This is a genomic window from Chryseobacterium arachidis (assembly GCF_900129245.1).
Lineage (GTDB): Bacteria > Bacteroidota > Bacteroidia > Flavobacteriales > Weeksellaceae > Chryseobacterium > Chryseobacterium arachidis.
Genome location: NZ_FQUT01000006.1, coordinates 194,439 through 218,071 on the forward strand (window position 1 = coordinate 194,439; position 23,633 = coordinate 218,071).

At 37.6% G+C, this 23,633-nt stretch carries 19 protein-coding genes and 1 pseudogene; 17 read left to right on the plus strand and 3 right to left on the minus strand.

Features of this window, described 5'->3' with window-relative positions:
- Positions 1 to 4 precede the first annotated feature (4 nt).
- Positions 5 to 1,243 carry an OmpP1/FadL family transporter gene (locus BUA89_RS13070; protein ID WP_072958535.1) on the minus strand — a complete coding sequence of 413 codons (1,239 nt, stop codon included), beginning with the start codon at positions 1,241 to 1,243 and terminating at the stop codon, positions 5 to 7.
- Positions 1,244 to 1,516: 273 nt separating this feature from the next.
- Here BUA89_RS13070 and BUA89_RS13075 point away from each other — a divergent pair, with 273 nt between their 5' ends.
- The 5 genes from BUA89_RS13075 (at position 1,517) to BUA89_RS13095 (ending at position 8,771) form a co-directional block, all read left to right on the plus strand.
- A complete protein-coding gene (locus tag BUA89_RS13075; protein ID WP_072958538.1) occupies positions 1,517 to 2,956 on the plus strand; it encodes a PSP1 domain-containing protein in 1,440 nt (479 codons plus the stop codon).
- Positions 2,949 to 3,413, plus strand: a complete 465-nt coding sequence (locus BUA89_RS13080; protein WP_072958541.1) for a gliding motility lipoprotein GldH — start codon at positions 2,949 to 2,951, stop codon at positions 3,411 to 3,413. Before BUA89_RS13075 ends, BUA89_RS13080 begins: the two co-directional genes overlap by 8 nt.
- 6 nt (positions 3,414 to 3,419) lie before the next feature.
- A complete protein-coding gene (locus BUA89_RS13085; protein WP_072958544.1) occupies positions 3,420 to 5,798 on the plus strand; it encodes a penicillin-binding protein 1A in 2,379 nt (792 codons plus the stop codon).
- Positions 5,799 to 5,873: 75 nt separating this feature from the next.
- A complete protein-coding gene (locus tag BUA89_RS13090; RefSeq protein ID WP_072958547.1) occupies positions 5,874 to 7,415 on the plus strand; it encodes a protein adenylyltransferase SelO in 1,542 nt (513 codons plus the stop codon).
- A gap of 81 nt (positions 7,416 to 7,496) precedes the next feature.
- Complete coding sequence (locus BUA89_RS13095; RefSeq protein ID WP_072958550.1) at positions 7,497 to 8,771, plus strand: DUF6080 domain-containing protein; 1,275 nt, start codon at positions 7,497 to 7,499, stop codon at positions 8,769 to 8,771.
- Between the two features lie 60 nt (positions 8,772 to 8,831).
- Here the strand turns inward: BUA89_RS13095 and BUA89_RS13100 are convergent, their stop codons facing one another.
- The gene (locus BUA89_RS13100) at positions 8,832 to 9,371 is read right to left on the minus strand and encodes a sporulation protein (RefSeq protein ID WP_072958553.1); all 540 of its coding nucleotides are present in this window, start codon (positions 9,369 to 9,371) and stop codon (positions 8,832 to 8,834) included.
- A gap of 185 nt (positions 9,372 to 9,556) precedes the next feature.
- Between BUA89_RS13100 and BUA89_RS13105 the strand changes: the two genes are divergently transcribed.
- From BUA89_RS13105 to ypfJ, 12 genes are all read left to right on the plus strand, one after another.
- The gene (locus tag BUA89_RS13105) at positions 9,557 to 10,921 is read left to right on the plus strand and encodes a c-type cytochrome (RefSeq protein WP_072958556.1); all 1,365 of its coding nucleotides are present in this window, start codon (positions 9,557 to 9,559) and stop codon (positions 10,919 to 10,921) included.
- A gap of 23 nt (positions 10,922 to 10,944) precedes the next feature.
- Positions 10,945 to 14,007: a TAT-variant-translocated molybdopterin oxidoreductase gene (locus tag BUA89_RS13110; RefSeq protein WP_072958559.1), complete on the plus strand. Its 3,063-nt coding sequence runs from the start codon at positions 10,945 to 10,947 to the stop codon at positions 14,005 to 14,007.
- 25 nt (positions 14,008 to 14,032) lie between these two features.
- Positions 14,033 to 15,430, plus strand: coding sequence for an NrfD/PsrC family molybdoenzyme membrane anchor subunit (gene nrfD / locus BUA89_RS13115; protein WP_072958562.1), 1,398 nt, complete (start codon positions 14,033 to 14,035; stop codon positions 15,428 to 15,430).
- Positions 15,417 to 15,938 (plus strand): DUF3341 domain-containing protein, encoded by a 522-nt coding sequence (locus BUA89_RS13120; RefSeq protein WP_072958566.1) that lies wholly within the window; start codon positions 15,417 to 15,419, stop codon positions 15,936 to 15,938. The genes nrfD and BUA89_RS13120 overlap by 14 nt, the downstream gene beginning before the upstream one ends.
- Position 15,939: 1 nt before the next feature.
- A complete protein-coding gene (locus tag BUA89_RS13125; RefSeq protein WP_072958569.1) occupies positions 15,940 to 16,632 on the plus strand; it encodes a c-type cytochrome in 693 nt (230 codons plus the stop codon).
- An 8-nt stretch (positions 16,633 to 16,640) separates the two neighbouring features.
- Positions 16,641 to 17,972 (plus strand): quinol:cytochrome C oxidoreductase, encoded by a 1,332-nt coding sequence (locus BUA89_RS13130; RefSeq protein ID WP_072958572.1) that lies wholly within the window; start codon positions 16,641 to 16,643, stop codon positions 17,970 to 17,972.
- Positions 17,973 to 18,137: 165 nt separating this feature from the next.
- A complete protein-coding gene (locus BUA89_RS13135; RefSeq protein ID WP_072958574.1) occupies positions 18,138 to 19,154 on the plus strand; it encodes a hypothetical protein in 1,017 nt (338 codons plus the stop codon).
- A gap of 50 nt (positions 19,155 to 19,204) precedes the next feature.
- A complete protein-coding gene (locus BUA89_RS13140) occupies positions 19,205 to 20,416 on the plus strand; it encodes an NTF2-like N-terminal transpeptidase (protein ID WP_072958577.1) in 1,212 nt (403 codons plus the stop codon).
- Between the two features lie 2 nt (positions 20,417 to 20,418).
- Positions 20,419 to 20,955, plus strand: a complete 537-nt coding sequence (locus tag BUA89_RS13145) for an adenine phosphoribosyltransferase (protein ID WP_072958579.1) — start codon at positions 20,419 to 20,421, stop codon at positions 20,953 to 20,955.
- A 193-nt stretch (positions 20,956 to 21,148) separates the two neighbouring features.
- Positions 21,149 to 21,844 carry a YfgM family protein gene (locus tag BUA89_RS13150; RefSeq protein ID WP_072958582.1) on the plus strand — a complete coding sequence of 232 codons (696 nt, stop codon included), beginning with the start codon at positions 21,149 to 21,151 and terminating at the stop codon, positions 21,842 to 21,844.
- 3 nt (positions 21,845 to 21,847) lie between these two features.
- Positions 21,848 to 22,366 carry a 6,7-dimethyl-8-ribityllumazine synthase gene (gene ribH / locus BUA89_RS13155; protein ID WP_072958585.1) on the plus strand — a complete coding sequence of 173 codons (519 nt, stop codon included), beginning with the start codon at positions 21,848 to 21,850 and terminating at the stop codon, positions 22,364 to 22,366.
- A gap of 150 nt (positions 22,367 to 22,516) precedes the next feature.
- Complete coding sequence (gene ypfJ, locus BUA89_RS13160) at positions 22,517 to 23,377, plus strand: KPN_02809 family neutral zinc metallopeptidase (protein ID WP_072958587.1); 861 nt, start codon at positions 22,517 to 22,519, stop codon at positions 23,375 to 23,377.
- Positions 23,378 to 23,493: 116 nt separating this feature from the next.
- Here ypfJ and BUA89_RS22760 read toward each other — a convergent pair.
- Positions 23,494 to 23,633: pseudogene (locus BUA89_RS22760) on the minus strand (IS1 family transposase); the annotation flags it as partial.

Here is a 23,633-nt window from a genome sequence, read left to right on the forward strand (position 1 = left end):
TCAATTAAAAAGGATTGTAAGATAAACCTAAACCTAAATAGAATGCCGTAGCTTTAGCCTGTCCGTAGAAACCTAACGTAGAGTTTTTCACGTCTCTTGCCTGAGGCATTGCATATCCACCAGCCACGTCAACTCCGAATTGTTTTAATTTAAAACCAACCCCACCCGTTACAACATACGTATTAAATGAAGGTGTTTCCGGAATAAAGTGATCATCAGAATAAGGTGACTCATCATAATAAGCTCCCAAACGACCGTAAATCATATTAGAAAACGCATATTGAGTTCCTAATCTTACAGTCTTCGAGTTTCTGAAGTTTTTAGGAGAAACAGAAACTGTAGGATCCGATGCCTGGTTTCCAACCGGAGCACTTGCAAAATCCAATGTCAGCTGAGTATATCTGGACCATCCGTGATAGTTGAAGTCTGCAGAAACCAACCATTTCGGAGTAATTTTATACGTTAAACCAATTGTATATTCTTCCACCAAAGGTAAAGTTGCCTTAAAGCCATCTGTTCCCGTTGCAGGATCAAGACCTAACAAAGGATATACTGAGGACGATGGAAATTTAAAGGTAGCTTTTCCGTTTTTAGCTTTCATATCCACCGGCGAACGGTAAGCAATACTCACATCCAATTTAGGATCTGGTCTGAAATAAAAACCGAATCCGTAACCGTGTCCACTCGCTTTACTGTCAAGGTTAAGATCTCCTCCGAATTGGGTAACAGCTCTGTCCCAGTTCACAGTCCCTCTTCCGTAGATATAACTCGCACCGAAAGCCAACCACTCATTAAATTTATAGGAAACCATCGGCTGGAAATAATAGCTCTTCAGCTCAAGTTTCTGAACCATTTCTTTTCCCTCCCAGTCATTCGGCCATTCAATAGTACTACCAAAAGGAGTTGAAAAACTGAAACCAACAGAAAGTTTGTCTATTGGCTTATAGGCAATCGCTGCATAAACAGGCGTTCCCAGGGGGTTATCAGTCTCCGTGCTCTGTAAAGTATTCAAATTCTGAAAAGTAACTTTGTTACTTGCTCCAAATCCTCCGGCTACAATACTTAGCTTTGAAGGAATAAATGACATACCCGCAGGGTTAAAGAATGCAACACTTGCATCTTCAGCATGCGCACTGGTATGCGCCATTGCCAATTGTTTTACCCCTTGCAGAGAAACCCTGAAGCCTCCTGCGTAAGATAGAACTCCTGCCAATAATGCAGTTGATACTAATATTTTTTTCATAGACTATTATTATATAACCCAAATATAAAATTATTTTGGTTACGCCTGTTAATAAATCATAATTTTTTAAACGATGCAGCAAAAGAAAACTATGTTTAAAATAATAACTTAGTGAAATAAATATTTAAAACTATCATTATTAAATAATTAATGAAAAACAAATACACGGCGTAAAATATTGTTTAACATTAAACAAAGTGATTCCCGAATATTTGATTATTTTAGACCACATAAAGATAAAAATCATAAATTTGCAAATTAAACATATAATATATGAGTTGTGGATGTAAAACATCCGGCGATTCTGCACATTCTTGCGGACCCAAGAAAACCGCGAATGGCTGTGAAAATGTAAATACCTGTGGTAATAGTTATAAATTAAGTGTTTTTGACTGGCTTTCTAACATCAACAACCCCGCACCAAACAGGTGTGATTTTGTGGAAGTTAGATTTAAAAATGACAGAAAATCGTTTTATAAAAATATCAATAATATCCCATTACACATAGGTAGTGTAGTTACAGTAGAATCGAGTCCCGGACATGATGTAGGTGTGGTAAGTCTCACCGGAGAATTGGTAAAGATTCAGATGAAGAAGAAAAAAGCTTCTGAAGAATCTGCCCTTAAAATATATAGACAGGCCAATCAGAAAGATCTTGAAGTTTGGCAGGAAGTAAGGAAGAAAGAAGAGAGTGTAAAAATAGAAGCACGAAAGATTGCTCACAGACTGGGTCTCGAAATGAAGATTACAGATGTTGAGTACCAAGGAGATGCATCGAAAGTTACATTTTATTACACCGCAGACAGCCGTGTGGATTTCAGACAGCTGATTAAAGATTATGCCGGAGCTTTCCGTACAAAAATCGATATGAAGCAGATCGGTTTCCGTCAGGAAGCGGCAAAAGTAGGCGGAATAGGATCTTGTGGAAGAGAGCTTTGCTGTTCCACATGGTTGACAGATTTCAGATCTGTGAATACCAATGTGGCAAGATACCAACAATTGAGTATCAATCCTCAAAAACTAGCCGGGCAGTGCGGTAAACTTAAATGCTGTCTTAATTACGAATTAGACAGCTATTTGGATGCTTTAAGCCATTTCCCTTCTTCTTCAACAACATTGGATACGGAGAAAGGAAGAGCTTTCTGTATTAAAATCGACGTTTTCAAAAAGAAAATGTGGTTTGCTTACGTGGAAAATTCTATCGCATGGTATGACTTTGATATTGATTTGGTTAAAAAATTAATATCAAAAAACAAACGCGGCGAAAAAACCCTTCCTCTTGAAGAATTAAAACAAACTGATATTCCTGCAGTTAGCATTGATTTAATTCAGGAAAACAGTGTAGACCGATTCGAGAAGAAAAACAGAGGTAACAACAAAAACAGAAATCAGAACAGACCGAACAACAACAATCAGAACAGTCAAAATCAGGGGCAAAACAAAAATAACAAACCCAATAATAACAGACCTGAAAGGCAAGACCGTGCTGAGAAAAGTGAAAGATCTGAAAGACCTCAGAAACAGCCTAAACAGCAACAAAACCCGAATGCAAACTCTAACAATCAACAACCTAGACAGCAGAAGCCTCAACAGCCTAAAGCTCAGTTGGAAAAAGTAGAAACTGCACCAGGTTCTGATGCTGAAAAGAAACCTAATCCAAATAAAAAGAAATTCAAAAAGAAGTTTCCTCCCAAAAAAGACAACAATGCGTAAAATTTTAGGATTATTGCCTCTTATCCTTTTCTTTAGCTGTAATTCCTCCTCAGAAGGAGAAGTTATCATGAATTCCGTTGATAGTAAATGGAATAAGAAAAGTGAACAAAAATTTAATCTTGAAATTTCGGATCCTCAAAATCCTAAAAATATTATATTTGTTGTAAGAAATAACAATAATTACCCTTATAGCAATATCAGGTTTATTGTAAATTTCACCGATCTTCAGAGCAAGAAAAAGCAAACCGACACCTTGAATTATGTATTGGCAAAACCAAACGGAGAATGGATCGGTACAGGATTTGGTGACACGAAGGAAACTTTATTTCAGTATAAACTGAACTATAAATTCCCGGCAAAAGGTAAATATGAAATAGGCATGATTCAGGCCATGAGAAACGACAGCCTCCCCGGGATTGAAGACATTGGAGTAAAAATAGAAACGGCTAAACCGTAACCATAAATGGCAGAAAACAAAGAAAACACAGGAAATAAAGGGAAAACCTTCCCTCTTCCTCCAAAAAAGAAAAATACAGCCTGGAAAAGATGGGTTAAATTTATCTGGATCGGATTCCTTGCTGTAGTTTTAGGAATATCAGGACTCTTCTTCGCTGTTTCCCAAGGATTCCTTGGAGAAATGCCGGATGTAAAAGAGCTTGAAAATCCGGATATTTATGTGGCTTCCCAGATTTATTCTTCAGACGGAGTTTTGTTGGGTAAATTTGAAAAAGAAAAGACTCAACCTATTATCTATAAAGATCTTCCTCCCCATCTAATCTATGCTTTACAGGCAAAAGAGGATGAACGTTTTAAAGAACATTCAGGAATTGATCTAAAATCAATACTTAGAGCAGTACGATATGGTGGAGATAGAGGTGGAGGATCGACCATTACGCAACAGTTAGCCAAATTACTGTTCACAAAAGAACCTTCTAAAAATCCGATCAAAAGAGCTATTCAAAAATTAAAAGAATGGGTAGTTGCAGTAAGTCTTGAAAAAAGATATACTAAAGAGGAAATCGTGACTCTTTATTTTAACAAATTCGATTTCACCTACAACGCTAACGGAATTGAAATGGCTTCGAGGATTTATTTTAACAAAAAAACCTCCGAACTTACCCTTCCGGAAGCTGCTGTTTTTGTAGCAATGCTAGAAGCACCTATTGCGAACAACCCAATGAGAAATCCGGAAAGAGCAAAACGCAGAAGAGATGTTGTTCTATCTCAAATGCTTGAAACCGGATATATTGATCAAGCTACTTTTGATAAAGCTTCTGCAACACCTGTGGTTACAGATTATCATCCTATTAAGAACATTAATGATGATTATTCTGCATATTACAAGTTCTATTTAAGAAAAGAAATTGATAAATATCTGGAAGATTACGAAAAAGAAACCGGTAAAAAACTTAATCTTTATAAAGACGGTTTAAAAATATTCGTAACGCTGGATTCTAAAATGCAGAAGTATGCGGAAGAATCAATTAAAGAACATTTAACGGATCTTCAGAAAAGATTTGATGCAGAACAGAGAGGCAGAAAAAACTGGCCATTCTACTATGTAAACGACAAGCAGGTTAATGATATAATGGTTCAGGCCATGAAGAGAACCGGACGCTATAAGCAATTAAAAGCAGCAGGAGTTTCAGAAGATTCTATCATGCTTGAATTCAAAAAGCCGATCAAAACGTCCCGTTTCACTTGGGCCGGAGAAGAAGAGGTAGAAATGTCTCCTTGGGATTCTATCAGATGGCACAAGAAAGTGGCTCAAGCTGGTTTAATGTCCGTAGTTCCGGGATCTGGAGAGATCAAAGCCTGGGTTGGGGGTATCGACTGGCAGCATTTCCAGTATGACCACATTAAGCAGGGAAAAAGACAGGTGGGCTCAACATTTAAGCCTTTTGTATATGCAACGGCAATTATGAAATTAGGATTAACACCTTGTTCAACAATATCCAATGCAAGCTTTAACAAAGGAAGCTATCACGTTCCCGGAAGAGGCGGAATGCTTACTCTGAAAGATGCTTTGGCACACTCTCAAAACCCGGTAGCCCTTCGTCTTGCAGAAATGGCAGGTACGCAAAGTGTGATCCAAACCGCAAGAGACCTTGGGGTGACAGAGGAAATCTCTACAAGTTTACCAATGGCTTTAGGAGCTTCCGATATTACCATTTACGAAATGGTAGGAGCTTACAGTACTTTTGCCAACTACGGTAACTACAACAAACCGGAAATGATCTGGAGAATTGAGGATGCCAACAGCCGTGTAATTAAAGAAGTAAATGTAGAGCCAAAAGAAGTAATGAATCCGCTTTACGCTTACACAATGATTGAACTGATGAAAGGTGTGGCGCAGTACGGAACCGCTTCTGGAGAATTGGGAAGAAAAGGAATTTCAAAAGATATCGAAATTGCAGGTAAAACAGGAACAACGCAGAACAACTCAGATGGGTGGTTTATGGGAATCGTTCCGAAACTGGCAACCGGAGCATGGGTTGGATGGGAAGACAGAGCGACCCACTTCTTCGGAACCGGTGAAGGGCAGGGAGCAAAAATGGCTTTACCGATCTGGGCAATATTCATGAAGAAAGTGTGGGCAGACAAGAGCTTGAAAATCTCTCCCGACGATAAGTTTGTGAAACCTTCGGAATGGAAAGACGGCTGCTCAAACCTTAAAGGATTAGGTTCAGGATACGGCGACGACGGAGGATTGCAGACGATTGATGAAATTAAAAATCCGCGACCTGTAGATCCCAGCGGACCGAAAAGCCCGGGCAAAAAAGAAGAAAATGTAAATGAAAACCTGAATACAGGTGAAGACATAGACTTCAATAATAAATAATTTCTCTTTTAGAAATATACAAGACCTTTCAATCATTTGGAAGGTCTTTCCTTTTTTAATTAATACCTTTGAGAGATGAATATTAAAAACATACAACAACCCTTTATAAAAATATTTCCCGGAGATTTTTCAGGCAATACCATGCAGAGAAATACTCCGAAAGTTTTATTTTCTACGGTCGAGCCTGCCGGTTTTGATCATCCGAAATTAATTGCTTTTAATGAAAAACTTTCAGAGGAAATGGGATTGGGAAAATTCGAAGAAAAAGACCTTAATTTTTTAGTCGGAACCCAACTTCCCGAAAATGTAAAAACCTACTCCACCGCGTATGCCGGACATCAGTTTGGAAACTGGGCAGGGCAATTGGGTGACGGAAGAGCAATTCTTGCGGGAGAAATTAAAAACAGCAAAGGCGAGAAAAACGAAATTCAGTGGAAAGGAGCCGGAGCAACGCCTTACTCCAGACACGCCGACGGAAGAGCCGTTTTGAGATCTTCCGTTCGTGAATACCTGATGAGTGAAGCCATGTTTCATTTGGGAGTTCCTACAACCCGAGCTTTAAGTTTAACCTTTACAGGAGAAGATGTGGTAAGAGACATCATGTACAGTGGAAATCCTGAGTTAGAAAAAGGTGCTGTGGTTATCAGAACTGCTGAAAGTTTTCTTCGTTTTGGTCATTTCGAATTGATGTCTGCTCAGCAGGAATATAAAACTTTGCAAGAACTTGTTGATTTTACCATTGAAAACTATTTTAAGGAAATCACTTCAGAAGGTGTTCAGAAATACAAAGATTTTTTCGAAAATGTTGGCAGAAGAACTGCTGATTTAATGGTCGAATGGTATCGTGTAGGTTTTGTTCATGGGGTAATGAATACCGACAATATGTCGATTTTAGGTTTAACGATTGATTATGGACCTTACTCGATGATGGATGAATACGATCTGAATTTCACACCCAACACCACCGACCTTCCCGGAAGAAGATATGCCTTTGGAAAACAGGGACAGATTTCCCAATGGAATCTTTGGCAATTGGCCAACGCTCTTCATCCTTTAATTAAAGATGAAAAATTTTTGGAAGATATTCTGAATGATTACGGAAGTTACTTTTGGGAATCTCACGACAGAATGCTTTGCAGAAAATTCGGCTTCGATCAATTACTGACAAGTGATGAAAAGTTTTTCACCAGCTGGCAAAGTCTGATGCAGGATCTTCAGCTTGATTACACATTGTTTTTTAATGAGCTTGAAAAATATGACGATCAGAAAGATTTAAGATTTCAGTTTGAAAATGTGTCTTATACTTTTTTAAATGATGAAAAGATTTCGAAGTTGGAAGATTTCATGAAAGAATACCAATCCAGACTGGAAAAAAACATTATTTCAAGGGAAAAATCTTTAGAATTGATGCATAAAGCAAATCCGAAATTTATATTAAGAAATTATCTTTTATACCAATGTATCGAAGAAATCAATGAAGGAAAAACTGATATGCTGCATAAATTAACCCATGCATTGGAAAATCCATACCATACCATTTATCCGGAATTTTCAGCAAAAAGACCTTCAGGGTATGATGATATTTCGGGATGTTCAATGCTTTCGTGCAGTTCTTAGATTTAAAATCATAAAAATCAATATACAAACTCATCAGATTTGGTGAGTTTTTTATTTTATTTTTGCAGAAAGTTTCAGCAGGTGTCAAAATTCAAAACAAAATTCATCGATTTTTTCAGATTACTTTTCCCTTCGACAGGAATTGAACTGATTGTTTTTCTTTTCTTTTTAGTCGTTTACGGATATCTGGGTTCTTATATTTCGATCCATCATAAAATTATTTTCGATGCCAGAATTCCGTGGGATGCGTATTTCAGTTTTGATAATAAATCGATCGTCATGACGGGCGGAAGTTTCGAAAGACATCCACTCTCCTATTATTTTTTCAACTGGATCAGAGAACTGGCACTGCTTTTTTCCGGCGGAAAGATGGACGGCAATTTCAGATTTGCACTGGCATGGTTCAGCAATATCGCGGTAAGCCTGAGCGTCCTTCAGGTATTTAAATATTTAAAAAACATCATTCAGCTTCCCTTGTTCATCAGTCTTTTACTGATCGCATTTTTCGGATCGTTTTCTACAACAATATTACTTTCTTTCACTCCTGAGAACTTTACGTATACCTTATTTTTACTGACTTTATTTAATCATTATTCTGCTATCAAGCTTAAAAAAGAAGAAAAAATTCCAGCTTTAGCTTTAGCATTTTCCGGAATTACCATCGGAGGCTTAACGGTGACGAATATTGTGAAGGTTTTCATTCCTGTTGCTTTCGAAAAAGGACTTTTTAAAAGTTGGAAGAAATTTGGAAATGCGGTTTTCAGAGGATTTTTCACTTGCATTTGCTTTATTTTATTATATCTAAACCGAATCGATTTTAAGTATGAAAATATTTTCAGCAAAACGAATGAGCAGTATGAAAAGTTCTCGAATGTAAACTCCACTCCTATCTGGGACATGATTCTTTCTTATTTCTTCGGCGGAAATATCCTGTTCTCCAATTTTATTGTTCGCGATAAACATAATATGAAAGGCTACGATTACAAAGGCATTGTAATGGACGTTTATTCATCGTGGATTCCCTACATTTTTATTGCTGTTTTACTGGTATTGATTTTTTGGAGTTATTATAAAAATTTCAGAAACAAACTGGTTCAGGTACTGATGATTTCTTTTTTGTTTGATATTGTCATTCATTGCATCCTGAGATTCGGGCTTCACACTTCGTACATTTACGGAGGACATTTTGCTTTTGTTTATGCTTTATTATTGGGATGGCTGTTTTATTCGTACAAAGATTCTCCGAAAATTTTATCTTTGTTGTTTGCCGTTTTCAGCATTATGTTCGCCTATTTGGTTACCAATAATTATCTGAGAATGACTGAATTCTTCTGGTTTCTCAATACTTATTATTAAAAACAAAAAAGCCGAGAAAACATCCCAGCTTTTTAAAAAATTTTATGTTAAATTAAATTTTTATTTTGCTTCTGCACAGAATATCCTGTATTGTACAGCAACTGCCGATTTAAAATATTCTCTTACTTTAGAAAGGTCAGAAGAAGCACTTTGCTTTGTAAAATAACTTCCCGCCAAAATCTTATAATTCGGTCTTAATGAAGCATCCGTTTCCACCTTAAGATTCGGGAACCTTTTTCTGAAATAAGCCTTTACCTCATTGGCTTCTTCATTACTTTTCACTGTAGTGATCTGTATTTTATACCCCAAAATTCTAGGGTTTTTTCTGCAGATTTCCGCGTTCGTCAGTTCTCTGTTAGGAACATAAATTTTAATAGGTCTCGAAGGAGAATCGTCGTCGTCATTATCTCTGGAAATTACTGTTGAAGTGGTTTTTGAACACTTATCTTCAACGCTTTCCAAGGCGGCATTCACTTTAGGATCCATCGTTATGGTAAGTTCTGTACCTGCCAGAGTATCTTTTCTTACAACCTGCTGTGCATCAATATTATAAAATGCTAACAATGATAATATCGAAAATATTTTAATCAAATTTCTCATTTAAACTTGTTTCCGCAAAGTTATACAAATTAAAAAATTACACCAAACACAGTTATTTAGAATAATTACAAATTAAAAGGAAATGATATATTCACCTTTCCATAAGCCGTTAAATTCCTGTTAAAAATATTATTTTTGCGGGATTGATTGAATGTTCAATATTTTACTAACATAAGATAATTTAAATGATTAGTTGGAGAAAGCATTATAGACAAACGTTGATCGCAATAGGTTTATTGCTATCAACCAGTGCTTCAATTTACGGGCAAGACGGCGATCCGAAGAATGGTGAGAAACTTTTCAAAGCGAATTGTACTGCATGTCACGCACTAGACAAACAAGTTGTAGGACCACCTTTGAAGGGTGTTGTAGAACGTGTAAAGACAGAGGGTGGCAAAGATACAGAATGGCTTCACAAGTGGATCAAAAACAACAAAGAGGTCAGAGACTCTGGTGACAAGTACGCCAATGAGATTTTTGAAAAATACAATAAGACTGAGATGCAGCTCTTTCCTAATCTTTCCGATAAGGACATCGATGACATCTTAGCTTATACAACTAATCCGCCGGCTCCTGAAGAGCCTAAAAAGGCAGAAGGAACTGCTACTGCAACGGACGCAGCACAGGCAGCACCGGCAAACAACACTACAACAAGCGTAGTAATCATTTCACTTTTAGCAATTGCAGCTTTATTGGTTTGGATCTTAATTAAACTAAGACAATTAGTAAAATTAGGACAATCTGAAGACTTAGCCGGGCTTAACGAGACAAGAGTTAAATCTTTCAGCGAAATCTATGCAAAATACCATTATGTAGGTAAAGGATTAATCGCAATCCTTGCACTTTTGGCAACGTACGGAATTTGGAACTGGATCATGTGGATCGGGGTTTACAAAGGATACAAGCCGGAGCAGCCTATCTACTTCTCTCACAAAATCCACGCTGGGGAACAAAAGATTGACTGCCAGCTTTGTCACTCTAGTGCTAAATATGGTAAAGTTTCTGAGATTCCATCAATGAACGTTTGTATGAACTGTCACAGAACAATTTCTGAATACGGTGCAAATGATTACATGGAACCAGGAAAAGACAAGGCATTCTATGATGGAGAAATCCAGAAAATCTATGCTGCTACAGGTTGGGATCCTGAAAAACAGCAGTACACAGGAAAAACTCAGCCGGTTGAATGGACAAGAATCCACAACATGCCGGACTTCGTATACTTCAACCACTCTCAGCACGTAGTAGCAGGTGAGCAGGCGATCATCAATTCTTTCAACAAGAAGAATCCTAACAACAAAATTGATGTTGTATGTAAAGCTTGTCACGGAAAAATCGATACAATGAATGTTGTACAAATGGCAAACGACTTCACAATGGGATGGTGTATCGAGTGTCACAGAACTACAGAAGTTGACATGAACAACGGTTATAATAAAGAATACTTCAAGAATCTACACGACAAGTTGAAAAAACAATACCCTAAAGATGGTGGTAAGATTACTGTAGATGCAATTGGAGGTCTTGAGTGTGGTAAATGTCATTATTAATAACTAAAAATTAGAAGTATCAAATGGCTTCAAACAAAATACAATTCAGAAGTATTCACGAACTTAAAGATCCGGCTTTAAACAATAAGCTGGCTCAGAAAGAGTTCCAGGAAGAAATTCCGGTAGAAGATTTCCTTGAAGATGCGGAAAAAAACGGTTCCGCAACTTCAAGAAGAGATTTCTTAAAACTATTAGGTTTCTCTACTGCAGCGGTAACATTGGCTGCCTGTGAAGCTCCGGTAATCAAAACGATTCCTTATGTGGTAAAGCCGCATGACATCATTCCGGGGATTCCGAACTATTACGCTTCAACTTATTTCGACGGTTTCGATTTTGCAAGCGTTTTAGTAAAGACAAGAGAAGGAAGACCTATCAAAATTGAACCAAACCCAGTAGCCGGCGATTTAGGTAAAACTAACGCAAGAGCTCAGGCAAGTGTACTTTCTCTTTATGATAACGATAAAGTAAAGCAGCCTAAATTTGAAGGTAAAGACGAAACTTTCGATAAAGTAGACAGTTTTGTACTTAAAGGATTGGAAGAAGCGAAAGGCGCAGGTAAAAGAATCGTATTATTATCCCATTCTTTTGCATCGCCTACTTTCAAAAAATTATTTGCTGATTTTAAAGCGACATATCCTACAGCAGAATTAGTAACGTATGATGCTTATCCTTATGCTGCTGCATTAGACGCAGCTCAGGAAGTTTTCGGTACAAGAGCATTACCGGTTTACGATCTTAAGGGAACTGAGCTGGTAGTTGCCTTCCAGGCTGATTTCTTAGGAGATTATAACGCAGGAAGTCTGGAATCTTCTTACGCAGTGGCAAGAACTCCGGGAAAAAATATGTTGAGACACGTTCAGGTTGAATCGAATATGTCTTTAACAGGAGCTAATGCTGACGAAAGAATCAGATTAAAACCAAGCGCTGTAAACAAAACATTAGTTGAAGTTTATAACGCAATCTTAGGAGCTGGCACTTCAGACAAAACAGCTTCCGAGCTGGCTAAAGAATTATTGGCAAAAGGAAACAAAGCAGTTGTTTTTGCTGATGGTTCAAAAGGTGCTCAAGTTTTGGCTCACTTAATTAACCAAAAATTAGGATCAGTAGCTTTCACAGGTAAAGCAAACTTCCTGAAAGATTTCGATAAAGCAAGATTCGAGGAATTCCTTGGATGGGTAAACGGAGGACAGGTTGGTGTATTGATCGCGAACAATGTAGACCCGATTTACTCTTACCACAAAGGTGAAGATTTCAAAAAATCTTTGTCAAAAGTTCCTTACGTAATCGCAGTTGCTGATAAGAAAAATGAAATGTACAAAGCAGCGAAAGCTGTAATTCCTGTAGCCAACTGGTTGGAATCTTGGGGTGATATTGAGCCTCAGACAGGAGTATATTCATTGATGCAGCCTACGATCCAGAAGATCTACAAATCAAGACAGATTGAAGAATCTTTATTGGTTTGGAAAAATGGTAAAAATAATGCTGCTAATAATTACTATGATTATTTAAAAGCCAATGCTTCTTCTATTTTAGGAGGAACTTCTTTCAACAAAGCTTTATATAACGGTATCAACGCTTCTACAAATGCTACGACTTTGTCTTATGCAGGAGGAAACGGTGCTCAGGCTGTTGCTGAAGTAAGTGGTTTCAAACCTTCAGATTTAGAATTGGTATTATACACTAAGACAGCAATGGGAGACGGAACTCAGGCAAACAACCCTTGGTTGCAGGAATTACCGGATCCGATTACAAGAATGTCTTGGGATAACTATTTGACAATGTCTCCGAAAGACGCAGAAAGATTGGGTATTGACAACGATCTTAACGCGAGAATGCAGTTGGACGGTTCTATCGTAAACCTTACTGTAAACGGAGTTACAATAAAAGATGTTCCTGTATTTGTACAACCAGGACAGGCTGACGGATCTGTAGGTCTTGCGCTTGGATATGGTAAGAAAAACTCAGGAGCGACAGCTGATACTGGTGTAAATGCTTATCCTTTATTTGACGGTTCTAACTTAGTTGTTTCTAATGTTAAGATCGAAAAAACAGGAGAAGACCACGAATTTGCAGGTATCCAGCTTCAAAATACATTAATGGGACGTTATGAAATTGCGAAGGAAGTTCCTTTGGCTGATTTCTTAAACGTAGCATTTGATGATGAGCACAACGGATGGAATAAGCCTTTGGAATATCATACAATCAGTGGAGCTCTTCCTGCAAGAAAAATTGATCTTTGGGATGCTTTCGATGATACGGACGGACCTCACTTCAACTTATCAATTGACCTGAACTCTTGTACTGGTTGTGGAGCATGTATTATTGCTTGTCAGGCAGAAAACAACGTTCCTGTTGTAGGTAAAGACGAGATCAGAATGTCGAGAGATATGTATTGGTTAAGAATCGACCGTTACTATTCTTCAAGACAGAAGGTAGAAGTTTATGAAGGATTAAAAGAAGGAATGGCAGTTCCTGAATTATACGGAACAGCATTCAACAAAGAAGGAGGTGCCTTAAACCACCCTGCTGATAATCCGGATGTAATCTTCCAGCCGGTAATGTGTCAGCACTGTAACCACGCTCCTTGTGAAACTGTATGTCCGGTAGCGGCAACTTCACACGGTAAGCAAGGTCAGAACCACATGGCTTACAACAGATGTATCGGTACAAGATATTGTGCAAACAACTGTCCTTATAAAGTAAGACGTTTCAACTGGTTTACTTATAACCTGAACGACAAGTTCGATTTCAATATGAATAACGATCTTGGAAGAATGGTTCTAAACCCGGACGTAGTGGTAAGAACAAGAGGGGTTATGGAGAAATGTTCAATGTGTATCCAAATGACTCAGACTACTATTCTTGAAGCTAAAAAAGAGAATAGAATCGTTAAAGACGGAGAGTTCCAGACAGCTTGTTCTAAAGCTTGTTCTACTGGTTCTATCAAGTTTGGAGACATGAATGACAAAGAATCTGAAGTTAGAAAGCAATATGCCGGAAACAGAAGATATTATTTACTAGAGGAGATCGGAACAAAACCAAACGTGTTCTATCACACTAAAGTAAGAAACAGAGTAGAAAAATAAAGTTTAAATAATAAATAGGTAAAAAATGTCAGGACATTACGAAGCTCCGATAAGGGAACCTCTAATTATTGGTCACAAAACTTATCACGATATCACAGAAGATATTGCACGACCTATCGAAGAAAGAGCAGGTAAATTATGGTGGATCTCATTATATGCTGCCTTAGTTCTATTCCTATATGGGTTCGGTTGTATCGCTTATACTATCGGAACAGGTATTGGAGCATGGGGACTTAACAGAACTATTAACTGGGGTTGGGATATTACCAACTTCGTATGGTGGGTAGGTATCGGTCACGCCGGAACACTTATCTCCGCAGTATTATTATTATTTAGACAGAGATGGAGAATGTCTGTAAACAGATCTGCAGAGGCGATGACGATCTTTGCGGTTGTACAGGCAGCAATCTTCCCTGTAATCCACATGGGTAGAGTTTGGGTAGGATATTGGGTATTCCCTTTACCAAACCAGTTCGGTTCTCTTTGGGGGAACTTCAACTCTCCTCTACTTTGGGACGTATTTGCGATCTCTACGTATTTCTCAGTATCTACAGTATTTTGGTTTATGGGATTGATCCCTGACTTTGCAATGATCAGAGACAGAGCGAAAACTCCTTGGACTAAGAAAATTTATACATTCCTTGCATTCGGTTGGGGTGGTAAAGCAAAACACTGGCAAAGATTCGAAGAGCTTTCTTTGGTTCTTGCAGGTTTGGCAACGCCGCTTGTATTCTCAGTACACACTACCGTATCTTTTGACTTCGCAACTTCGGTAATTAAAGGATGGCACTCTACAATCTACCCTCCTTACTTCGTTGCCGGTGCGATCTTCTCAGGATTCGCGATGGTACAGACGCTATTGTTAGTTGCAAGAAAAGTTTGTCACCTTGAAGATTACATTACAATGTATCATATCGAAATTATGAACATCGTAATCATCTTGACTGGTGGTATGGTAACTGTAGCTTACGCAACTGAATATTTCATCGGATGGTACTCTGGGTCTAGATTCGAAGATTTCACATATCTTTCTCCGGGTGCTGCTGTTGGACCTTACTGGTGGGCTTTCTGGTCACTAATTATCTGTAACCTTGTTGTTCCTGCTTCTTTCTGGTTCAAAAGACTAAGAACGAACATTATCTGGACATTCATCGTTGCATTGATCATCAACATCGGTATGTGGTTTGAGCGTTTTGATATCATCGTTATCAACCTTTCTAGAGACTACTTACCAGGATCTTGGACAATGTTTAAACCAACGATCATTGATGTGGGTGTATACTTAGGAACAATCGGGTTCTTCTCTGTATTATTCTTATTATATGCAAGAACATTCCCTGTAATTGCACAGGCTGAATTAAAATCGATTTTGAAAATCTCAGGTGAAACTTATAAAGCAAAAGAAGGAGATGAGCACCACTAAAATTGTATACGGACTTTATGCTGACGACGACGATTTAATGAACGGCGTTAAAGCATTCAACGATAAAGGAATCGCAATCAACGAAGTTTATACTCCGTTTCCGGTTCACGGACTAGACAAAGCTTTAGGTTTAAAGAAAACAAGAATTTCTGATGCTGCTTTCATCTATGCTTGTTATGGGGTTACAATCGGTGCTACACTTACTTGGTATGTGATGAACCACGACTGGCCTCAAAACATCGGTGGTAAACCTGCTTTCGACTGGGCTCACAACATGCCTGCATTCGTAGTGCCAATGTTCGAGCTTATGGTATTCTGTGCCGCTCACATGATGTCATTAACTTTCTTGGTAAGAAATAAAATGTATCCTGGAGCTCCTGCACAAAACCCGGATCCAAGAACAACGGATGACAAGTTCCTTATGGAATTCGTAACTGAAGATGTAGAATCTGTAAAACAGTTGCTGATTGAAACTGGAGTTGAAGAAATAACTGTTAAAGACGCTTAAAATGAAAAAGAATCTATTAAGAATTACAGCAGTTTTAGGTTTAACAACAGTGTTACTTAATTCTTGCGGACCGAAAGAAAATGTACCTTTAGTATACTTCCCGGATATGTACTTCCCTGTGGCTTACGACCCGTTGATGAAAGCTCAGGATGCATATTCAGATCATGAAAATGAAATTCCGGCATTTGTTAAAAATAGTTTTGCAACAGGACTTTCTCCGGTAGAAGGATCAGTAGCTCAAAATAAAGACGGTATTTTTGAAGAAGGTTTACTTCCAAAAAACGTTGATGAGTATAACGCAGGTTATGATGCTTCGAAAAAAATGACTGCTTCTCCATTAAATCCGGCAAATGCTGCTAAGGATATTGAAAGAGGGAAACTGTTATTCGACAAAACTTGTGCTGCTTGTCACGGAACAGGAGGAGATGGACAAGGACCAATCGTACAATCAGGAGCATTCTCGGGTGTACCGAACTATGCTGACAGAGAAATTACTGTGGGATCTGTTCATTATGTATTAACAAACGGTAGAAATGCAATGGGATCTTATGCAGGGCAACTAAACCCTGGAGACAGATGGAGAGTCGCAATGTATGTGATGAGTGCTTTCAAAAAAGGAGCAGCAGCACCGGCAGCAGCTACAGCGACGACAGCAGAGGCTAAACCTGAAACTACTACCGAAACTAAAAAATAAGAAAAGAAATGTATAGTTTTTCACCAAAATTAAAATCAACTTCTATAATCCTTCTTGTTGTAGGTTTAGTTTTATTCGGTATTGGTTTCTTTTTGAACAAAGGAATTTCTGCCGAGAAAATAGAGCACATGATGGAAGCTGTTCATGCAGCTGGTCATACTGCTCCTACCCACTCAAGTGAAATGGTAGGTCCTCAGGATCACGCTTCTCATCTGGAGCACGCTACCCTGCAGGTTCACAACCAGCCTTTAGCGGCAATACATTTTGTAGCTGTATTTTTCTTTGGAGTGAGCTGCTGCGTATTATTTTTCTATTCTATTCAGCACGCTGCACATGCAGGATGGCCAATTATTATTACAAGAGTAATGGAAGCTATTGCTTCTTATATTCCTTACGGAGGAGCAATCTTGATTATATTAATGATCCTGAACATTACTCACAACGGTCACTTATTCCACTGGATGGACCCTGAATTGACAGACCCTGAGTCTGCTCATTTTGACGTGATCTTATTTGAAAAAAGAATCTTCTTAAATATCCCTTTCTATGCAGTAAGAACATTAATCTATGTATTAGGTGCTTCTTTCTTCGCTTGGAAATTGAAAGCTCAGTCTAAAAAAGTAGACGAAACTAAATCTAAAGTTGAGTATCAGATGCTTTACAGATGGGCAGTAGGATATATCGCATTCTTCGGGTTTGCTTCTGCAGCTTGGGCTTGGGACTGGTTGATGTCTATTGACCCTCACTGGTATTCTACAATGTATATCTGGTATTCAATGGTTAGCTGCCTTTCAAGTGGTATCGGGGTAATCATCCTTTTAAGTGTTTATTTAAAGAAAAACGGATTCTTACCTCAGTTCAATGACAATCACTTACACGATTTAGGAGTATTCCTTTTCGCTACAAGTATGCTTTGGACGTATACATGGTTTGCTCAGTTTATGTTGTATTGGTACGCAAACGTTCCGGAAGAGGTTAACTACTTCTTCGGAAGATTCCAACACTACTCTCCTACATTCTTACCGATGCTAATCATCAACTTCCTATTACCTTTATTGATCTTAGTAAGCAGCAGCATCAAGAGAAACTACAAAGTGGTTACAACCATGGCAGTAGTCGTTATCTGTGGGCACATCTTAGATTACTTCAACATGGTAATGCCGGGAACAGTAGGACCATACTGGAAAACTCCTGAAGTATTCATCCTGATCTTAGGAGCACTTCTATTCGTAGTTGGATTATTTATGTTTACAGTGCTTACAGCATTATCTAAACTTAAACTTATTCCTACAGGTAACCCATTCCTTCACGAATCTGAAATTTATGAATATCCTTTTTAAGGACTTGTAACAAAATAAATATGTAAAAGACTGATTAGTAAAATAATCAGTCTTTTTTTATGTGATGACGAGAACGATAATAATTTTTTGGTAACCTTTTACAGTTTCACTTGTCTTATCATTAAATCTGATTGTTATTTAAATTGTAACCCAAAATAAACTTTTATGAAAAGTCAATTCCTTTTATTTCTGTTTCTCTCAATACTTGGTTTTGTGAATGCACAGACCATCACCTTTCTTTCGGAAAAAACAAACAAACCTCTTCCCAAAGTTTCTGTCTTCGGAAAAGACGGCAGTATTCTGGCATACTCCGACATCGATGGTAAAATTGAGAAACAAGCGTTAAAACCCGATCAGGAAAAATTTCAGGTAGTATATAATAATTATCCTGTAGCGACTCTTTCTTATTCAGATTTAAATCAAGACGTTATTAAAATAATTGATAATGTAAGAGATATTGAAACGGTTGTTATTAAAAATACAAAACCTGCGAAATACATTTTCGTAAAAGGAAACTTCAATTCTTATCTTACCGTAAACAATACCGTAAACTGCTATGCCGACGGAATCGTCACCTATATTTTTGACAACAGTACAAAAAAACTGAAAAGTACCAATGTAGAACAATACAGAATTTTCAAAATTGAAGAACCACAAAATGACAGGAAAAGAACATTTACGCTAAGTTACGATTCTTCTTTGCAGCTTCCCGACATCAAAGATGCAGGAACTATTCTTGACTACAAACAAAAGAAAAACACGAGAATCAAAGAATTAAAAAGTGATAAAAAAGACATGATGGAAATCTCTGGAGAAGCATTACAAAAAAAGGAATTTGCTTTTCTTGGTTATAGATTTTTCGATTTAAAAAGTACAATCAATATTTCTTATGATAAAGATTCTAAGAAAACATTGCGTGATTTTTTAGAATTTAATGAAGTTGCATATTTAAAAGTAAAACATAAAAGCGAACCGGAATACAACCAATTAATAAATTACAACAATTTTTACCCTACAGAATTGTCTTTCAAAAACGAAAAAGATCTGGAAAAAGTAAAATTCGACACAGACAACAGCAACTACAGTACAAATTATTGGCAAGATTCATCTTTTCCGAATATGCAGACCGTTTTCAGTACATTTTTTCAGAACCGTCTAAAAGAGCAACAAAATAAAAAATAACCTGCTCTATTAATAAAGGTTTTATTATTTTTGTGGTAAACAGAAAAAAAATGAAAAAGTTTTCTTTTCTACTAATTTTCAGCTTGTTGCTTTTCACAGCATGCAAGAAAGATCATGTAGATGCTACGAATACTAAAACTTTGCAGTCGAGTATCAACGATATGGCGGCTAGTCTTCCTACTATTAAACAAATCAAGTTTAATGAGGCCCTTTATATTCTAAAAACCTTTGGTGTAGAAGCCGATGGTGATGTTGCCGAATTGAAAGCCCTTGGACAATTAATCAACGGGAAAAAAGTTCCGGAAATTATGACACTGGCAGACCAGGTAGCACAGAAAAACGGTATCGAATGGGCTAGTACAGCACCACCATCATTAGGTGAAATGAATATCTTCGGGGACGAAACTGCAAAAGAGAGAGATGCAAATGACGTTAGAGCAAATTCATTAAGCATTACCACAAGACCAACTGGCGATGACGGAGCGGGAGCACCAACAGCTATTCAGATCATTCCAAGATTAGTTGATAACGCAGGGAACCCTGTTGCCTTCACCGGAGCTGGCTTGGAAGCGACTCTTGAGGTATTCAGTAACGGAGTAAAACTTTCGACAGCGAAAAACTTAATGCAGGATAATAATTTCAAAGGGTTTAATTTAAAATTCTCTTCACTTCCTGCGGCTAAAGTGGTTGATAACAAAATAGATATTACGGTTTCGGTAAAAACGACAGCGAAAACATTTAAAATGACAAAGATAGGTTTAGATGTAAACAGCTCTTTGCTGAATGTTCCGGCACCTCCAAAAGTAGATTCTACAGCAGTTATTCAGGATCCGGCAGTTATTGATCCGAACAACCCGAATGCCACCGTGCCTCCTGGTACTACAGATCCTAATGCTCCTACTACGGCTCCGGCGACTACTCCGGCTGCCCCTAAACAACCGACAGCAGATCCTAAAAATATTGTATCTGGATTTTTGAATAATGTAAGTTCTCAAAACTTAAAAGCGGCATATAATTCGGCGAGCAACCCAAGTTGGGGAAGCTATGAATCTTTCTCTAACCCGACATCCGGTTTTGGTTCAGTTAAGAATGTAAGCGTAAAAAATATTACGACCAATGCTTCAACTACCAACGCAGCAACTGTAAATGCAACATACGACGTAACTGATAAAAGTGGAAAAACAACTTCTCTTAAAGCAACCTTCGGACTTAAGAACGTAAATGGAGACTGGAAAATTTCCAGCTATAAAATCAATCCATAAGAATGGCTGCACAAAAATTAATTAAGAAATTAGAAGAAACGATTGAAAATATTCCTGATTTCCCGATTCCCGGGATTCAGTTTAAAGACATCTCTCCTATTTTCTTAAATCCCGGATTATATGAAGAGGTAATTGCTGATTTGGTAAATTTCAGCAAAGGAAAAGTAGATGCAGTCTGCGGAATTGAAAGCCGTGGTTATCTTTTTGGTATTGCCATTGCCGTTGCTTTGGAAGTTCCGTTTATTTTAATAAGAAAAGCAGGAAAACTTCCACCTCCGGTAATTTCAGAAAAATATGATCTGGAATACGGAAGTGCCATCATTGAGACCCGTGAAGGGCAAATAAAACCAGGAGAAAGAATTTTAATTCATGATGATCTTTTAGCCACAGGAGGAACAACGGAAGCCGCTGCAAAATTAGTTGAAAAGCAGGGGGCAACCGTTGCACAATTCAGTTTTCTGATTGGCTTAAAAGACCTGAACGGAAAAGAAAAATTAGACAAATTCAATGCAGAAGTTTATCATATTTTAGAATATTAAACTTTTCAGAATACCATCTAAAATGCTTTATGAATCAATTTCATAGAGCATTTTTTATAATTTAGAATTCACAATTCACACATTCACAGTTGCCAATTCTCTTGAATTATTCAAATAAAATCAATAATACGCACAAAGTATTTTGTAAATCATTCAGAAACAATTAAATTTGCAATTCAATTTTTAATAATTTATGGCAAAACTTACAAACGAGCAAGAAGGTAAAGAAACAGTTGAGTTTTTTAAAGATCTTGACAGAGAGGCTTTAAACACAGAAAGATTCATCGAAAGATATTCAAAACCATTAGGTATTGTTTTTGGAGTTCTTGTTTTGGGTGTTCTTGGGTTCTTCGGTTACAAGCAATTTGTTGTAGCTCCTAAAAATGCTGAGGCTGTAAAAAGTTTTCTGGCAGCTCAGAAAAATCTTGCTGATGGTAAAGAAAAAGAAGCATTGGGAGGAAAATCTGCTGCAAATCCTGGTTTTTTAGGAACTTATAACGAGTATTCCGGAACTGAGATCGGTAAACTTTCTGCTTACAATGCTGGTTTATTAAAGTTTAAAGAAGGAAAATTCCAGGAAGCTTATGATCTTCTGGACAGTTTTTCATCTGACAACAAGACGATGATGGCAATGAAGTTTGGTGCTATGGCTGATGCTAAATCGGGTCTTAACAAAAACGATGAAGCTTTGCAGTTATTAGACAAAGCAACCACTGCTTCTGATGATCCGTACACGGCATACTATTTCACGAGAAAAGCTGGTATTGTTGCATTAGGATTAAAGAAAAATGCAGAGGCTAAAAAGTATTTTGCTACAATTGACGAAAAATATCAGGACTACGACAACGGAATGTCTGATTCTTATATTGAAATGACTAAATATTACTAAACAATGGCAACAGTTAATCTTTCCGATTACAAGCCACTTAATATAACCAATGCCGATGAGTTTTCTATCGGCATTGTTTTTTCTGAGTGGAATGATTTTGTAACCTACAATCTTCGTGATGCGGCTCTGGAAATTCTTCAAAAAGAAGGAGTAAAATCTAAAAATATTACTCTTTTTCCGGTTCCGGGTGCTTTTGAACTGAACTATGCGAGCATGCAGCTTTGCAAAGAACGCAAGTATGATGCTGTAATTTCTATCGGATGTGTAATCCGCGGAGAAACTCCTCATTTTGACTACGTTTGTTCGGCAGTGGCTCAGGGAATTAAAGACTGTAATGTTCTTACAGACACTCCTACCATTTTCTGTGTTTTAACAGACGATACCAAAGAACAGTCTATTGCAAGAAGCGGTGGCGACTTAGGAAATAAAGGGGTCGAAGCGGCAGTTACAGCATTAAGAATGATCGATTTTAAAAAGAATCTTTCCGGTAAAAAAGGAAATATCGGTTTCGGACATTCATAAAATTAATATAACAATTGAATATACAGAGGGGCTTTAAAGCTCCTTTTTTATTTGGCATACCTTTAGTAAATTTCTTTCATTATATTTTTATAAATAAAAAGTGTTAATAATGATAATAATTTTAAATTTACATACAAATAAATACGAACTATGAAATGGACAGACGACAGAAGCGATAACGTAGACGATAGGCGAGGTTCAGGCGGTAGCGGGGCTATCGTCGGCGGAGGTCTCGGAACTTTGATTATCGCAGCAATTATATTTTTTCTTGGCGGAGATCCTTCTTCCGTTCTTTCTTCTGGGAGCATGGGAGGTAGCAATTCGGCAAGGACAGAACAACGGGATTTAACCCCTGATGAGCTCAAAGTTCGCGAATTCATCAAGATGATTACCGCGGAAAACGAAGAAACATGGGCTAAAGTTTTTGCAGAAAACAACATCCAGTACCAACCTGCAAAAGTGGTTTTATTTGAAAGCACAACACATTCAGGATGCGGAACCGCACAGGCTGCAATGGGACCTTTTTACTGTCCTGCCGATCAGACCGTTTATATGGATATGAGTTTTTTCAATGAGCTTCAGTCTAAATTCGGGGCGAAGGTTACCGAGTTTACCATTGCTTATGTCATGGCGCATGAAATGGGACATCATGTACAGAATCTTTTAGGTGTTTTAGATGAAACCAACCGGGCAAGAACCAGTGGTAATTATTCTGAAGAGCAGTTGAACAGAGTTTCTGTAGCCACAGAGCTTCAGGCCGATTTCTATGCGGGGCTTTGGGCAAAAAGAACCGACAGCAGAGAGCATATTTTAGAACCTGGTGATATTCAGTCTGCGATAGAAGCTGCCGAAGCTGTGGGAGATGACAATATCCAAAGAAGATCTCAGGGATATGTGAATCAGGAAAGTTTTACCCACGGATCGTCTGCACAGCGTAAAGAATGGTTTATGAACGGATACAATTCCGGAGATATTAGGCAAGGCAATACTTTTGAACACCTATTAAAATAATTGAACTTTTAATCATTATATATAATATTAGATATTAACAGTCTATAATATTAACGAAAAAACCTTCCTACCGGAAGGTTTTTTCGTTAGATAGTGTATAAAAATATTTGGCATTGTTAAATTAAGATATCTAATTGGTTATTAAGTTTTAAAAATAATAACTTTAATGAGTTCTCTAACATATATTGTTTTTTAGAATAACACTTTGTCTTTCTTTTAAATCTTGCCAAATAATGTCTGATTCTGGAATTGTAAC

What these genes read in the sequence shown, in the direction of transcription:
- BUA89_RS13080 (WP_072958541.1), top strand. Translation starts at nt 2,949, where the DNA reads ATGCGTAAAATTTTAGGATTATTGCCTCTTATCCTTTTCTTTAGCTGT.
- BUA89_RS13130 (WP_072958572.1), top strand. Translation starts at nt 16,641, where the DNA reads ATGTATAGTTTTTCACCAAAATTAAAATCAACTTCTATAATCCTTCTT.
- BUA89_RS13120 (WP_072958566.1), top strand. Translation starts at nt 15,417, where the DNA reads ATGAGCACCACTAAAATTGTATACGGACTTTATGCTGACGACGACGAT.
- BUA89_RS13100 (WP_072958553.1), bottom strand. Translation starts at nt 9,371, where the DNA reads ATGAGAAATTTGATTAAAATATTTTCGATATTATCATTGTTAGCATTT.
- BUA89_RS13125 (WP_072958569.1), top strand. Translation starts at nt 15,940, where the DNA reads ATGAAAAAGAATCTATTAAGAATTACAGCAGTTTTAGGTTTAACAACA.
- nrfD (WP_072958562.1), top strand. Translation starts at nt 14,033, where the DNA reads ATGTCAGGACATTACGAAGCTCCGATAAGGGAACCTCTAATTATTGGT.
- BUA89_RS13105 (WP_072958556.1), top strand. Translation starts at nt 9,557, where the DNA reads ATGATTAGTTGGAGAAAGCATTATAGACAAACGTTGATCGCAATAGGT.
- ribH (WP_072958585.1), top strand. Translation starts at nt 21,848, where the DNA reads ATGGCAACAGTTAATCTTTCCGATTACAAGCCACTTAATATAACCAAT.
- BUA89_RS13075 (WP_072958538.1), top strand. Translation starts at nt 1,517, where the DNA reads ATGAGTTGTGGATGTAAAACATCCGGCGATTCTGCACATTCTTGCGGA.
- BUA89_RS13070 (WP_072958535.1), bottom strand. Translation starts at nt 1,243, where the DNA reads ATGAAAAAAATATTAGTATCAACTGCATTATTGGCAGGAGTTCTATCT.
- BUA89_RS13110 (WP_072958559.1), top strand. Translation starts at nt 10,945, where the DNA reads ATGGCTTCAAACAAAATACAATTCAGAAGTATTCACGAACTTAAAGAT.
- BUA89_RS13140 (WP_072958577.1), top strand. Translation starts at nt 19,205, where the DNA reads ATGAAAAAGTTTTCTTTTCTACTAATTTTCAGCTTGTTGCTTTTCACA.
- BUA89_RS13135 (WP_072958574.1), top strand. Translation starts at nt 18,138, where the DNA reads ATGAAAAGTCAATTCCTTTTATTTCTGTTTCTCTCAATACTTGGTTTT.
- BUA89_RS13145 (WP_072958579.1), top strand. Translation starts at nt 20,419, where the DNA reads ATGGCTGCACAAAAATTAATTAAGAAATTAGAAGAAACGATTGAAAAT.
- ypfJ (WP_072958587.1), top strand. Translation starts at nt 22,517, where the DNA reads ATGAAATGGACAGACGACAGAAGCGATAACGTAGACGATAGGCGAGGT.
- BUA89_RS13150 (WP_072958582.1), top strand. Translation starts at nt 21,149, where the DNA reads ATGGCAAAACTTACAAACGAGCAAGAAGGTAAAGAAACAGTTGAGTTT.
- BUA89_RS13090 (WP_072958547.1), top strand. Translation starts at nt 5,874, where the DNA reads ATGAATATTAAAAACATACAACAACCCTTTATAAAAATATTTCCCGGA.
- BUA89_RS13085 (WP_072958544.1), top strand. Translation starts at nt 3,420, where the DNA reads ATGGCAGAAAACAAAGAAAACACAGGAAATAAAGGGAAAACCTTCCCT.